The sequence below is a fragment of the Caulobacter sp. GW821-FHT12A07 genome, from assembly GCF_058807655.1.
The window spans coordinates 194,786-208,440 of the sequence record NZ_JBXAQX010000008.1 but is presented as its reverse complement, the minus strand read 5'-3'; the positions used below and the strand labels follow the sequence as shown (position 1 = coordinate 208,440).

The 13,655-nt window shown below is 68.8% G+C and carries 9 protein-coding genes; 5 read left to right on the top strand and 4 right to left on the bottom strand.

The features are described 5' to 3' along the window. Nucleotides 1-110 precede the first annotated feature (110 nt). Nucleotides 111-755, top strand: a complete 645-nt coding sequence (locus tag AC1RRS_RS17580) for a DedA family protein (protein ID WP_492856237.1) — start codon at nucleotides 111-113, stop codon at nucleotides 753-755. Nucleotides 756-1,025: 270 nt separating this feature from the next. On the opposite strand, the gene AC1RRS_RS17575 is transcribed toward AC1RRS_RS17580, so the two are convergent. Beyond that, nucleotides 1,026-1,238, bottom strand: a complete 213-nt coding sequence (locus tag AC1RRS_RS17575; protein ID WP_492856236.1) for a DUF2188 domain-containing protein — start codon at nucleotides 1,236-1,238, stop codon at nucleotides 1,026-1,028. A gap of 185 nt (nucleotides 1,239-1,423) precedes the next feature. Between AC1RRS_RS17575 and AC1RRS_RS17570 the strand changes: the two genes are divergently transcribed. Next, nucleotides 1,424-3,859 carry a glycoside hydrolase family 2 TIM barrel-domain containing protein gene (locus AC1RRS_RS17570; RefSeq protein WP_492856235.1) on the top strand — a complete coding sequence of 812 codons (2,436 nt, stop codon included), beginning with the start codon at nucleotides 1,424-1,426 and terminating at the stop codon, nucleotides 3,857-3,859. A 176-nt stretch (nucleotides 3,860-4,035) separates the two neighbouring features. Here the strand turns inward: AC1RRS_RS17570 and AC1RRS_RS17565 are convergent, their stop codons facing one another. Further along, complete coding sequence (locus tag AC1RRS_RS17565) at nucleotides 4,036-5,199, bottom strand: aldose epimerase family protein (RefSeq protein WP_492856234.1); 1,164 nt, start codon at nucleotides 5,197-5,199, stop codon at nucleotides 4,036-4,038. 128 nt (nucleotides 5,200-5,327) lie between these two features. Between AC1RRS_RS17565 and AC1RRS_RS17560 the strand changes: the two genes are divergently transcribed. Further along, complete coding sequence (locus AC1RRS_RS17560; RefSeq protein WP_487292401.1) at nucleotides 5,328-6,659, top strand: sugar MFS transporter; 1,332 nt, start codon at nucleotides 5,328-5,330, stop codon at nucleotides 6,657-6,659. 106 nt (nucleotides 6,660-6,765) lie between these two features. Here the strand turns inward: AC1RRS_RS17560 and araD1 are convergent, their stop codons facing one another. Beyond that, nucleotides 6,766-7,764 carry an AraD1 family protein gene (gene araD1, locus AC1RRS_RS17555; protein WP_492856233.1) on the bottom strand — a complete coding sequence of 333 codons (999 nt, stop codon included), beginning with the start codon at nucleotides 7,762-7,764 and terminating at the stop codon, nucleotides 6,766-6,768. A gap of 280 nt (nucleotides 7,765-8,044) precedes the next feature. Here araD1 and AC1RRS_RS17550 point away from each other — a divergent pair, with 280 nt between their 5' ends. Next, the gene (locus tag AC1RRS_RS17550; protein ID WP_492856232.1) at nucleotides 8,045-8,806 is read left to right on the top strand and encodes a FadR/GntR family transcriptional regulator; all 762 of its coding nucleotides are present in this window, start codon (nucleotides 8,045-8,047) and stop codon (nucleotides 8,804-8,806) included. Nucleotides 8,807-9,846: 1,040 nt separating this feature from the next. Next, nucleotides 9,847-11,409: an alpha-N-arabinofuranosidase gene (locus AC1RRS_RS17545; protein WP_492856231.1), complete on the top strand. Its 1,563-nt coding sequence runs from the start codon at nucleotides 9,847-9,849 to the stop codon at nucleotides 11,407-11,409. A gap of 173 nt (nucleotides 11,410-11,582) precedes the next feature. On the opposite strand, the gene AC1RRS_RS17540 is transcribed toward AC1RRS_RS17545, so the two are convergent. Next, nucleotides 11,583-13,655, bottom strand: coding sequence for a transglycosylase domain-containing protein (locus AC1RRS_RS17540; RefSeq protein ID WP_492856230.1), 2,073 nt, complete (start codon nucleotides 13,653-13,655; stop codon nucleotides 11,583-11,585).

Genomic DNA, 13,655 nt, shown 5'->3' with positions numbered 1-13,655 from the left:
CAACCTTGGTGAGGCGCCGGGGGCACAGTCGCGTTTAATTGACGCTGCGGCGTGCGGCGCACTGGCGGCGCAGCGCGTTGATCGCCATGTGGGGGCCTCGAAGGATCCCCATGGACACTCTGCTCAAGACCGTCGCTGCTTTTGTCACTGAGCATCAAGCCTGGGCCGGCGTGATCCTTGGCGCCCTGACCTTCGCCGAATCCCTCGTCCTGATCGGCGCCTTCGTGCCCGCCACGGCCCTCATGCTGCTGGCCGGCACCCTGATCGGCGGCGGCGTGCTCGATCCGTTCGAAGTCCTGGCCTGGTGCACGCTCGGCGCGGTGCTGGGCGACGCGGTGTCCTACGGCCTGGGCCGGCGCCTGGGTCCGCGCGCCCTGCGCGCCCCGGTCTTCCGCGCCAACCGCCGCACCATCGCCCGAACGCGCCTGTTCGCCCGCCGCTACGGCGTGGCCTCGATCTTCATCGGCCGCTTCTTCGGCCCGCTGCGCGCCTTCGTGCCGATCATGGCCGGCATCCTGCAGATGAAGTCCTGGACCTTCCAGACCGCCAACCTGCTGTCGGCCGTGGTCTGGATCGCCAGCCTGCTGGCCCCGGGCTATCTGGCCGCCCGCAGCCTGTCGGGCGTCAGCCTTGAATTGGGCCTGGCCATCGCCGCCGGCGTCGCCCTGACCGTGGTCGGTGTCGTCGTCGCCTGGCGCCTGACCGCCTCGCGCCGCGTTGCCCAGGCCGTCGTGGTGGCGCGCTCTGAAGCCTAGGAACGACCCCTCTCTCATAGAGAGAGGGAGGGGCCCGCGCCGAAGGCGTGGGAGGGTGAGAGGTTTCACCGTCCACCGGTAAAACCCTTGCTTTCAACTGCTTGGTTTTCTGAGTTCGATGCTCGAGCCGATGTTGCGGGTTCGCGCCAAACCTCGGCGTTACGACCGATAGGGGCGTCACGGCGCCTTTTTCGGAGAGTTTGTTACCTCTCACCCTCCCACCGCTGCGCGGCGGGCCCCTCCCTCTCTCAAAGAGAGAGGGTTTTGGCCTTAAGCCGCCGCCCCGTCCGTCATCCACCGCCCGACCAGCCGTCCGCCGCGATCGTGGATCCGCACCTCGACCGGCCGCTCGGACTCCGCCGCCAGCCGTCGCGCGCGGCGTTCGGCCTCGCCGCCGCCGGTGAAGCGAAGCACCTCGCCGGTGTCGTGAACCCGCACGCACCAGCCGTCTTCGCACGGCACGACATCGACCAATCCAGACATGTCGCCCCCTCCGTACGCGAACTCGCCCGGCCAAACGCCGCCCTAGCCGAAAGGTTCGAGGGCGTCGCGACACCGTTTTGCGACGAAGTGTGACGAGGGCTGGCGCTCGCGCGGAAAGTTCATAAAATGACATAAAATATCAAAATATGGGACACGCCTTGATGCGCGGCCCCAGGGAGAAAACGATGGCTCACCCTTCGCTGCGCGGCGTCTCGCGCCTTGTCCTGGCCGCCGCGCTCGGCCTCGCGGCGCTGCCGGCCTTAGCCTCCGCCCAGGCCGCAGACCGGGTGACGACGCCGCTGGCCGACGGCTGGACCTTCTTCCAAGGCGACCCCGAGGGCGCCGAGACGGCCGCCTTCGACGACGGCGCCTGGGCCAAGGTCTCGGTGCCGCACGACTGGGCCATCACCGGCCCGTTCGACATCAAGGCCCGCGCCGGCGGGGCGGGCGGCTTCCTGCCCACCGGGATCGGCTGGTACCGCAAGACCCTCGACATCAAGCCGCCGGCGCCCGGCCGCCGCGTCTTCGTCGAGCTGGACGGCGTCATGGAGCGCAGCGGCGTCTGGATCAACGGCCACCACCTGGGCCATCGCCCCAGCGGCTATGTCGGCCTGCGCTACGACATCACCGACTTCATCCGCGCCGATGGGAGGAACGTTCTGGCCGTGCGCGCCGACACCGACCACGCCCCGTCCTCGCGCTGGTACGCGGGCTCGGGCGTCTACGGCAAGGTGCGGCTGATCGAGACCGCCGGCCAGCATGTCGAGCAGGGCGGGGCCTTCGTCAGCGTCACGAAGATCAGCGCCGACCGCGCCACCGCCGACATCGCCGTCGACGTGATCAACGACGCCCATGACGCCGCCAAGGCCGGGCTGGAGGTCGTGCTGCGCGATCCGTCCGGCGCCGAGGTCGCCCGTGGCAAGGTCGCGCCCGTGGCCATCGATCCGGCCCGCACCGAGACCCTCAAGCTCTCGCTCGACATCGCCGCGCCCAAGCGCTGGGACCTGGAGACGCCCAACCTCTATCGCGCCGAGATCCGCGTGATCGGCGAGAGCGGGCAGGGGCTGGACGCCGAGACCGTGCGCTTCGGCGTCCGCGACGCCGCCTTCAAGGCCGATAGCGGCTTCTGGCTCAACGGCCGGAACGTCAAGCTCAAGGGCGTGGCCGTGCACATGGACGGCGGGGCGGTCGGGGCCGCCGTGCCCATGGCCGTCTGGCGCCAGCGGCTGACCGCACTGAAGGCCCTGGGCGTCAACGCCATCCGCACCGCCCACAACCCGCCGTCGCCCGACTTCCTCGACCTGACCGACGAGATGGGCTTCGTGGTGATGGACGAGCTGTTCGACCAGTGGAACGTCTCCAAGACGCCCGGCGACTACCACCTGTTCTTCAGCGACTGGCACAAGCGCGACGCCCGCGACATGGTCCGCCGCGACCGCAACCACGCCAGCATCGTCCTGTGGAGCGCCGGCAACGAGATCCACGACACCGCCTATCCGGTCCAGGCCAAGGCGGCGCTGAAGAGCCTGCTGGCGGTCATGCACGCCACCGATCCTACCCGACCGGTGACCATGGGCCTGTTCCGGCCAAACGTGACCGGCGACTACCAGAACGGCTTCGCCGACATGCTCGACGTGGTCGGCCAGAACTATCGCGAGAACGAGCTGATCGCCGCTCACAAGGAAAAGCCCTCGCGGATCATCGTCGGGACCGAGAACAGCAAGACCCGCACCTCCTGGGTCGCCGTGCGCGACTACCCGGCCTATGCCGGCATGTTCCTTTGGACCGGCATCGACTATCTGGGCGAGGCCGACCGCAGCGGCTGGCCCAATATCGACAACCCCGCCGGCCTGATCGACCGCACGGGTCTGGCCAAGCCGATCGGCCTGCAGCGCGCCTCCTGGTGGGCCGAAAAGCCCGTGCTGCACGTGGTGCGCAATGCAATGCCGGCAGCCCCGCCGCCGTCATCCGACGGCGCCGGTCCCGCGCCGGCCCTGCCGACCATGATCGCCGTGGCCACGCCCCAGCCCAAGGTCGCGGTCTATGACGACTGGACCCCGGCCGATCTCACGCCGCACGACGAGACCATCGAGGTCTATTCCAATTGCGCCAGCGTCGACGTCGCGCTCAACGGCCGCTGGCTGGGCGCCAAGCCGCTGCCCGCCGACGCCTCGCCGCGCCAGTGGAGCGTGACCTTCGCGCCGGGCGAGGTGAGGGCGGCCTGCCGCGATCCGGGCGTCAAGCTGGAGGACGTGCTGCGCACCGCCGGCAAGCCGGCCCGCGTCGAGCTGTCGGTGGAGGGCGACACGGTCGGGACCGGCTTCGACGACCTGGCCATCGTCCGCGCCCGGGTGGTCGACGCCAAGGGCGTGACCGTGCCCTCGGCGCAGGACGCCATCACCTTCCAGGTCGCGGGCGGCGGGGCCTTCGTGGCCGCCGACAACGGCGCGCCGATCGACCACGCCTCGTTCGCCTCGCCGACTCGCCAGGCCTGGCAGGGACGAGCCACGGCCCTGGTGCGCGGAGCGGGGCAGGGCGGCTTGCTCAACGTTACGGCGACGGCCCCGGGGCTGACGCCCGGCAAGGTCGTCCTGAAAACGGTTCCCGATACCGTTCGTTGAACATGTTCCGCGACAAAGCGTCACTTTTTGCGGGAAGAGGCTTGAATTCGCCGTTGGTAGCGCTAACTACAACCTTGTGAGGCGCGAGCGCCTCTGCCCTTCCTGGGCGTTTCCTCCCTAATGAACTAAGCCCGGCGGTTACCCGCCGGGCTTTTTTTTGCTCGTTTTCCGCCGGCCTACTTCTGCGTCGTCAGGCGGAAGACCATCACGTTCTTGTAGGTTTGGCCCGGATCCAGCCGCACCGGCGCGAACTGCGGCTTGTTGGGCGCGTCGGGGAAGTGCTGCGGCTCCAGCGCGATGCCGTCGCCCTGGCGATAGATCTTGCCGCTCTTGCCCACGGTCGTGCCGTCGATGAAGTTGCCGGCGTAGAACTGGATGCCCGGCTGGTCGGTCAGGATCTCCAGCACGCGGCCGCTCTTCGGGTCGGCCAGCCGCGCGCCCAGGCGCAGAGCCCCGCCCGCCTTGCCGGTCAGCACGTAGTTGTGGTCGTAGCCGCGGCCGGCGACGATCTGGGCGTCGCTGGCGTCACGAATGCGATCGCCCACCGCCGTCGGCTTGCGGAAGTCGAACACCGTGCCGGCCACCGGCGTGGTCACGCCCGTCGGGATCAGCTCGCCGTCCACCGGCGAATAGCCGTCTGCGGCGATGGTCAGCACGTTGCCCATCGCGCCTTCCGACGCGCCTTCGCCGGCGACGTTGAACAGGGCGTGGTTGGTGATGTTGACGATGGTCGGCTTGTCGGTCGTGGCGCCGTAGGTGATCGTCAGCTGGTTGTTCTCGTCCAGCGCATAGGTCGCCGTGGCGGTCAGCGTGCCGGGATAGCCTTCCTCGCCGTCCGGGCTGACATGCTCGAAGGTCACCGAGGCGGTCGGGCCGGCCTTGGCGTCGCGCACCGTCCAGACCACCTTGTCGAAGCCCTTCACGCCGCCGTGCAGCGCCGCCACGCCGTTGTTGTTCAGCGCCAGTTGGTAGGTCTTGCCGTCGAGGGTGAACTTGCCCTTGCCGATGCGGTTGGCGAAGCGCCCGACCGAACCGCCGAAGTAGTTGGCCGTCTTCACATATTCGGCCGCGTCCTTGTAGCCGAGCACGATGTCGGCCTTCTTGCCGGCGCGGTCGGGGGCGACCAGCGACTGCAGGGTCGCGCCATAGGTGATGACGGTCGCCGACACGCCCTTGGCGTTGGTCAGGGTAATCGCCTCGACGGCCTGGCCGTCAGGGGTTTGGCCGAAGGACTTGCGGCTGATCTCGGCCGCCCAGGAAGCCTGGGGGAGAGCTACCGACGCACCCGCGGCGGCGGCGAGTACGGCAAGGCTCGGCAGGACGTGGTGCCAGGTCTTCATCAGTTTCCTCTCCGGATCGGGCCCGCCGCGCTCTGTCGGCGTTGACGGCCATTAGGCCGCCATATACTCAGACAAAAAACTAGGGCGCAACGTCAAGACGTCGCCCTTCGCCAACGGGAGACCCGGGAATGCCCGCACCGATCACCACGTCTGCAGGAGCCGGCGCGGCTAGCGTGGGCGACCCCCGCGCTCAGCGCTCCGCGCTGACCCTGCTGGCCAGCCTCTTCTTCATGTGGGGCTTCATCACGGTCATCAACAACACCCTGCTGCCGCACCTGCGCTCGGTGTTCGACCTCAACTACACCCAGACGACCCTGATCGAGTCGGTGTGGTTCATCGCCTACTTCTTCGCCTCCATCCCCTCGGCCAAGCTGATCGAGAAGATCGGCTACAAGAAGTCGATGGTCACCGGCCTGCTGATCATGGCCTTCGGGGCCCTGCTGATGATCCCGGCCGCCCGCATCCCGTCCTACGGCGTGGTGCTGACCGCTCTGTTCATCGTCGCTTCGGGCATCACCCTGCTGCAGGTCGCCGCCAACCCCTATGTGGCCGTGGTCGGCCCGCCGGAGACGGCCTCCTCGCGCCTCAACCTGGTGCAGGCCTTCAACTCGCTGGGCACCACGCTCGCCCCGCTGTTCGGCGGCTACCTGATCCTCAGCCGCAGCGCCTCGGGCAACGCCGAGGCCGGCAAGGTGCTGACCCAGGCCGAGCGCCTGGCCGACGCCCAGTCGGTGCAGCTGCCCTACTTCATCGTCGCCGTCGTGCTGGTCGCCCTGGCCGTGGTCATCGCCCGCTACAAGCTGCCGGACCTGGGCGGCGCCACCCGCCGCGCCGCCGTCAGCGAGCGCAAGAGCCACTCGCTGTGGAAACACCGCAACCTGGTGCTCGGCATCCCGGCCATCTTCATCTACCTGATCGCCGAGATCGGCGTGTCGAACCTCTTCATCAACTTCGTCTCCGATCCGAAGATCGGCGGCCTGACCCACACCGAGGCCTCGCGCTACCTCTTCCTGCTCTGGGGCGGGATGATGGTCGGCCGCTTTATCGGCAGCGTCTGGATGCGCAAGGTCGATCCGGCCAAGGTGCTGGCGATCTTCTCGAGCCTGGCCTTCGTGGTGATGATCATCACCACCTTCTCCAGCGGCCCGACCGCCATGTGGAGCCTGATCGCCGTGGGCCTGTTCCACTCGATCATGTTCCCGACCATCTTCACCCTCGGCATCAAGGGCCTGGGCGCGCTGACCGAGGAAGGCTCGGGCCTGCTGGTCATGGCCATCGCCGGCGGCGCCCTGGTCATCGTCCAGGGCAAGATCGCCGACACCTACGGCCTGCAGATCTCGTTCCTGGTCACCGCCATCTGCGAGCTCTACGTGCTGTTCTACGCCCTGTGGGGCAGCCGGGTCACCGCCGAGGAGGCGCCTGTGGCCCTCGAAGGCGAGCCGGCGACGGCTGCTGAGTAAGGTCGGGGAGGGGAGCGGTTCGCCGCTCCCTCCTTTCGCGCCAAACGAAAAGGCCTCGCACCGCAGGGGGCGAGGCCTTCTTGCTTTCGGCTGGTAGGGAAGACGCTTAGAGCGCCTTCACCGTCACGGTGACTTCGGCCGGCGCCGCGTCCTGGGCCAGCGGGTTGCGCACCGGCAGGGTGAACGGCGCGGCCTCGATCTCGAACACGTCGCCCAGTTGCGTCTGGAAGCCTTCCGAGAACGACAGGGTGGCCGTGCCGAAGAAGTGCACGTGCACGTCGCCCGGGCGGCGGAACAGCGCGTACTTGAAGTGGTGGTGCTCCAGGTTGGCGATGGTGTGGGACATGTTCGCCTCGCCCGACAGGAAGGGCTTCTCCCACACGGTCTCGCCGCCGCGCACGATCCGGCTCGCGCCGCGCACGTCGGCCGGCAGCTCGCCGCTCAGCAGTTCGGGGCCGAGCGCCGCCTGGCGCAGCTTCGAGTGGGCCAGCCACAGATAGTTGCCGCGCTCGATCACGTGGTCGGAGAACTCGTTGGCCAGGCAGAAGCCCAGGCGGTGCGGCGTGCCGTCGGGACCGATCAGGTAGACGCCGGCGATCTCGGGCTCCTCGCCGCCGTCCTTGGCGAACGAGGGCGAGGTCAGGGCCTGGCCGGGGCCGACCAGCTGCGTGCCGTCGCCCTTGTAGAACCATTCCGGCTGCACGCCTTCCTGGCCGTCGGCGGGCTTGCCGCCCTCGACGCCCATCAGGAACATCCGCATCGAGTCGGTCAGCTGTTCGCCCGACTGGGCGGCCTTGTGCATCTTGTCGCGACCCTCGGCCGAACCCAGGTGGGTCAGGCCGGTGCCGGTCATCACCAGGTGGGCGGGGTCGGCGTGATCGATCGGGGCCAGGACCCGGCCCTCGGCCAGGGCGGCGGCGACGTCGACCGCCTCGCCCAGCGGCGCGGCCGCGTCGGCCAGGCTGACGCCCTTGTCGACGGCCAGCTGGGCCAGGGCGTAGAGCGTGTCGGCGGCACCGACCTTGCGGGCCGCGCCCGTGTCGTCGATCGCCGCGAGGGCGCGGGCGCCGTCGGGCGTCTTCAGCTGCACGAACCGCAAGGGCATGGTCGATCCTCTCGTTTGTAATTAGTCAGACAAATAGCGATCGCGGCGGGCAAGTCAAACCCGGATATATGGGCTTCGAACCGTCCGCCGAGCGGCCGGCGAGGGGGCTTCGGATCGGTCGCCAACCGTTCTATCACCTGATTTATCATACTTTTACCAGGCGGGGTCCCGGCGCCTGAATGTTCGCCTTGAGGTGAATTTCCTTGTCGTCAGACAATTAGTCTCGCTAGAGTCGTCCGCATCACCGGCGGCGACGCCGTTTGGCGACAGCGGAGGCGGCGTGGGCAAGGCGAAGGGTTCGGGCGCGGACGGCGAGTTCGAGCGCGAGGAGGGGTTCTCCGGCCGGATCCACGGGTCGATCGCGCGCACCCTGGGAATCGCCATCGTCTCGGGCCAGTACCAGCCGGGCGACGTGCTCAACAACGAGATCGACGCCAGCGTCCAGCTACACGTCTCGCGCAGCGCCTATCGCGAGGCCATCCGCATCCTGGCCGCCAAGGGCCTGGTCGAGAGCCGCCCCAAGGCCGGCACCCGGGTCAGCCCGCGTTCGCGCTGGAGCCTGCTGGATCCCGAGGTCCTGGCCTGGTTCTTCGAGGCCGAGCCCAGCGAGGAGTTCCTCACCGGCCTGCATGAGCTGCGGATGATCGTCGAGCCGGCCGCCGCCGCCCTGGCCGCCGAGCGCCGCGACGAGGACCAGCTGGAGCGCATGCGCACGGCGCTGATCCAGATGCAGCAGCACACCCTGGCCACCGAAGCGGGCCGGGCCGCCGACCGCGACTTCCACGACACCGTGCTCGAGGCCACCAGCAACGAACCGCTGCGCACCCTGTCCAGCAGCATCGGCGCGGCCGTGCGCTGGACCACCATCTTCAAGCAGCGCGACCGCGAACTGGCCCGCGACCCGATTCCCGACCACTGGAAGGTCTTCGACGCCATCGCCGCCGGCCGCGCCGACCAGGCCCGACAGGCCATGGAACGCCTCGTTGGCCTGGCCCAGGACGACACCCGCGCTGCGATTTCCAGACGCGCGCCGGCAACCTGATCCCTCTCCCCTTGCGGGAGAGGGTGGCCTCGCGGAGCGAGGTCGGGTGAGGGGTCTCTCAGACCTCAAAGCCGCGTACAGTGGTTAGGCCGGGCGAAGCGTCTCCCATCTGAGAGACCCCTCATCCGACGGCCTTCGGCCGCCACCTTCTCCCGCAAGGGGAGAAGGAACGCTGACGGGGATAGAGCGCCGTCTATCCCCGGCGATCTCGCCAAAGACCCCAACCAATCCAGCCGCTTACAACTTTCTCACCGCTCTGGATCAGACGCGCTGAAACCCGCTGCATAATGGACCCGTCCCGTCGCAGGGAGAGGGCGCAAGGATCCGGCCCGAAGCGTGCGGCGGTGATGCGATCGAGCGGGGCTGAAGGAGCGGCGAGAGCCGGGCCTGAAGGCTTAAAGGAGGATGGGGGACGTAAACCCATCCATCGGGGGTCTGCCCAATAGGCTCCCGCCCGTCCAAGGGTTCGCGCCCTGACGCACTTCTGGCCGCATGAACGGGGGAGCCTTGCGTGGGGAAGGGGTGAAGGGCGGAAGAGGCCCGCGCGCCCCGGCCTGAGGCACAACGATCGCGCGGGGCGTCCAGCTTCGTCGAAACGGTATTCAAACTCACAGCTCCGGGCGAGGCCCGGACGCCCCGCGCCCTCTCCACAAGCTCTGCGCAATCGCGCGAGAGATCGCCAACCCGTTCCCTCTCCCCTTGCGGGAGAGGGTGGCCTGCGAAGCAGGTCGGGTGAGGGGTCTCTCAGAACTCAACACAGCGAGCGGCGGACAGGCCGGGCGGAGGCGTCTCAAGTCTGAGAGACCCCTCATCCGACGGCCTTCGGCCGCCACCTTCTCCCGCAAGGGGAGAAGGGCGCTCCCAATCATCCGACAAGCCCCGAACCTCCGCCGCCTGACTATGTCGTTGTATTGCTGGCCCCCACACGGCGCCCCGCCTCGATTGACGCTCCGTACGCCCGAGTATACTCAGACAAATAACAACGTGCCGTGTCGACATCCGTGCGACCGAGCCACGTGGCGACGAGAGGGAGAAATCAAGTGAACTCGAAGATGCTGAAGCACGCCCTGATGGGCGGCGTCGCCGCGGTGCTGCTGGCGGCCGGCGCGGCTGGCGCCCAGACCAAGGTCGGCGGGACCCTGCGCGCCGACCAGCCCGGCGCGGTCATCCAGCCCGAGGTCTACGGCCAGTTCGCCGAGCACCTGGGTCGCGGCATCTACGAAGGCGTCTGGGTCGGCGAGGACAGCAAGATCCCCAACATCAAGGGCTACCGCAAGGACGTGGTCGACGCCCTGAAGGCCCTGAAGGTGCCGGTCGTGCGCTGGCCGGGCGGCTGCTTCGCCGACGACTACCACTGGCGCGACGGCATCGGCCCGCGCGACAAGCGCCCCGTCCGCGTCAACGTCCTGTGGGGCGGCGTCGAGGAGCCCAACAGCTTCGGCACCCACGAGTTCATGGACTTCGCCGAGCTGATCGGCACCAAGACCTATGTCGCCGGCAATGTCGGCGCCGGCACGCCTCAGGAAATGGGCCAGTGGCTCGAGTACCTGACCTCGCCCACTCAATCGACCATCGCCAACGAGCGCCGCGCCAACGGCCGAGACAAGCCCTGGAAGGTCGACTATTTCGGCGTCGGCAACGAGAACTGGGGCTGCGGCGGGCAGATGACGCCCGAGCACTACACCAACCTCTACCGCAACTTCGCCGAGTTCGTGCGCGCGCCGCGCGGCAACCGTCCGGTCAAGGTGGCCTCGGGCCCCAACGCCCAGGACTACAACTGGACCGAGGTCCTGATGAAGGGCGCGGCCAAGAACATGGGCGCGCTCAGCCTGCACTATTACGTCATCCCGACGGGCGACTGGGGCAAGAAGGGCTCGGCCACCGTGTTCGACGAGCAGGCCTGGGGCGACACCCTGGTCCAGGCCGAGAAGATGGAAGAGCTGGTCTCCAAGCACAGCGCCATCATGGACAAGTACGACCCCGAGAAGAAGGTCGGCCTCTATGTCGACGAATGGGGCGTCTGGTACGACGTCGAGCCGGGCACCGAGCCGGGCTTCCTCTACCAGCAGAACACCATGCGCGACGCCATGGTGGCCGCCACGACCCTGAACATCTTCCACAAGCACGCCGACCGGGTGCGCCTGGCCGCCATCGCCCAGATGGTCAACGTGCTGCAGGCGATGATCCTGACCGACAAGGAAAAGATGGTCCTGACGCCCACCTACTGGGTGTTCGAGCTCTATAAGCCCTTCCAGGGCGCGACCTATCTGCCGATCGAGATCGACGCGCCGCAGTACACCATCGGCAAGTCGTCGGTCCCGGCCGTGACGGCCACCGCCGGCAAGGGAACGGACGGCCTCGTCCACCTAGCCCTGACCAATGTCGACCCGAACAAGACCGCGACCATCTCGGTGAAGCTGACGGGCTTGTCCGCCAAGACCGCCAAGGGCCGCGTCCTGACCGGCCCGGAAATGTCCTCGCGCAACACCTTCGACAAGCCCGACGCCGTCAAGCCGGTCGAGTTCAAGGGCGCGACCATCAAGGGCGACGTCCTGACCGCCACCCTGCCGGCCAAGTCGGTGGTGGTGCTGGACCTGAACTGAGGAACGAGTTCCTACCCTCTCCCATAGGGAGAGGGAGGGGCCCAGGCGATAGCCTGGGAGGGTGAGGGGTTAGGAACGATCGCCGTTTCTAGCCCCTTCTTCTTTTGAGGTCGGGTGATGGGACCGCCGACGGCGTAACCCCTCATCCTCCCACGCCTGCGGCGCGGGTCTCCCTATGGGAGAGGGTTTCCGGGGCGCGGCTCGGCCGCCGGGGCAGGAGCCGCCGGAGCCGGAACCGGCACGGGAGCCGGCGGCGCCGGAGCCGTCGGATCCACCGGCGCCTGGCCCTCGACCGGCGCGGCTTCCGGCGGCAGCGGCAGGCCGTCGGGACCGAGCAGCGGTTCGGCCAGGCTCGGGTCCTCGGCGGCCGTGGTGGCGTCGTCCTGCGCCGGCTTGGGCGCGCCGCCGGTGGCCGACAGCGCGAAGGCCTTCCAGATCTTGGCCGGCAGGCCGCCGCCGACCACGCCGTTCATGGCGCTGTTGTCGTCGTTGCCGACCCAGACGCCGATCACCAGGTCGCCGACATAGCCGACGAAGATCGCGTCGCGATAACCCTGCGTGGTGCCGGTCTTGCCGAAGGCGCCGGGGATGGCGGCCTCCACGCCGGTGCCGCGGTGCACGGCCGAGCGCAGCAGGTCGCGCATGCCGGCCAGTTCGGCCTTGGACAGGGCGCGGGGCTTCTTCGACGGCTTCCAGTCGGCCAGGCCGTGGGCGACGACCGGGGTCTCGCCGGCGGCGATGGCGGCATAGGCGCTGGTCAGTTGCACCAGGCTCATCGGCCCGGTGCCCAGCGCCAGGGTCAGGTCGTCGGGGATCGGCTCGGTGACGCCGAGGTCGCGGGCCGTGGCCACGATCGCCTTGCGGCCGACCTGCTGGGCCAGGCGCACGGCCGCTACGTTGGACGAGCCGGCGAAGGCGGTGATCAGCGGCACTTCGCGGCCGGCGTACTTGCCCTCGTGGTTCTTCGGGCTCCAGCCGCGCACGTCGACCGGCGCGTCGAGGATCGGCGAGGTCGGGGTCATGCCCTGGCGGATGGCGGCCAGGTAGACGAACAGCTTGAAGGCGCTGCCCGGCTGGCGGCCGGCGTCGGCGCGGTTGAACTGGCTGGCCTTGTAGTCGCGGCCGCCGACCATGGCCACGACGCGGCCGTCGGTGCGCATGGCCACGATCGCGCCCTGGGTGACGTTCAGCACCTTGCCGTCGCGGGCGATAGCGTCGTTGAGGATCTTCTCGGCCTTGGCCTGCAGCTTGGCGTCCAGGGTCGTCTTGACGATGGTCTCGCCGTAGCGGGCGTCATAGGCGGCGCGGGCCTGCGGGAACACCCAGTCGGCGAAGTAGGAGCCGGTCGGCAGCTTGTCGCGCGGCGGGATCGGATGCATGTCGCGCTTGGCCTTGTCGGCCTGGCCTTGCGTGATCACCTCGGTCTCGACCATGGCGCCCAGCACCACGTCCATCCGCTCGCGGGCGCCTTCGAAGTTCTCGGTGGGGGCCAGGCGCGAGGGGGCCTTGACCATGCCGGCCAGCATGGCGGCCTGGCCGACGCTGAGCTTCTCGGGCGTGGTGTCGAAATAGTGCCGGGCCGCGGCCCGCAGCCCGAACGCGCCTTCACCGAAATAGACCGCCGACAGGTAGCGCGACAGGATCTCTTCCTTCGAGAGCCGCGCCTCCAGCCACAGGGCGATCAGGGCTTCCTGCGCCTTTCGGCGAAGATTGCGGTCGTTGCTGAGGAAGGCGTTCTTGGCCAGCTGCTGGGTGATCGTCGAACCGCCTTCGGACACCCCGCCGGCCTTGGCGTTGGCGCCGACGGCGCGGGCGATCGCTTTCGGGTCGATGCCCATGTGCTTGTAGAACCGCCGGTCCTCGATGGCGATGAAGGCGCCTGGCACATAGGCCGGCAGCTTCGAGGCCTCGATCGGGGCCTCCTTGTACGAGCCGCGCCGGGCGATCGGCGTGCCGTCCGAGGCCATCAGCACCATGGTCGGGTTGCTGGCCGGCTCCAGGGCCCGGCCCAGCGGCAGCGACCACAACAGCCAGGTCACGACCGCGACGATGGCCAGCACGAAGACGCCGGCGCCGATCTGCCACGGCCGCTGCTTCCAGATCGGAACGCGCGGGGCCGGGGCAGGCGCTTCCCTCGCGGGCGGCGCCTCGGCCTCTTCCGTTTCAAGAGCGACCGCTTCCACGGTCTCCTCGACCTTGGGGGCGTCGTCGTCGGAACCGGTGTTCGGAGCGGCGGGGTCGGACAT

Excerpts from the sequence above, each read along its gene's own strand:
- AC1RRS_RS17570 (WP_492856235.1), top strand. The coding sequence starts at position 1,424 with ATGGCTCACCCTTCGCTGCGCGGCGTCTCGCGCCTTGTCCTGGCCGCC.
- AC1RRS_RS17540 (WP_492856230.1), bottom strand. The coding sequence starts at position 13,655 with ATGTCCGACCCCGCCGCTCCGAACACCGGTTCCGACGACGACGCCCCC.
- AC1RRS_RS17580 (WP_492856237.1), top strand. The coding sequence starts at position 111 with ATGGACACTCTGCTCAAGACCGTCGCTGCTTTTGTCACTGAGCATCAA.
- AC1RRS_RS17575 (WP_492856236.1), bottom strand. The coding sequence starts at position 1,238 with ATGTCTGGATTGGTCGATGTCGTGCCGTGCGAAGACGGCTGGTGCGTG.
- araD1 (WP_492856233.1), bottom strand. The coding sequence starts at position 7,764 with ATGCCCTTGCGGTTCGTGCAGCTGAAGACGCCCGACGGCGCCCGCGCC.
- AC1RRS_RS17565 (WP_492856234.1), bottom strand. The coding sequence starts at position 5,199 with ATGAAGACCTGGCACCACGTCCTGCCGAGCCTTGCCGTACTCGCCGCC.
- AC1RRS_RS17560 (WP_487292401.1), top strand. The coding sequence starts at position 5,328 with ATGCCCGCACCGATCACCACGTCTGCAGGAGCCGGCGCGGCTAGCGTG.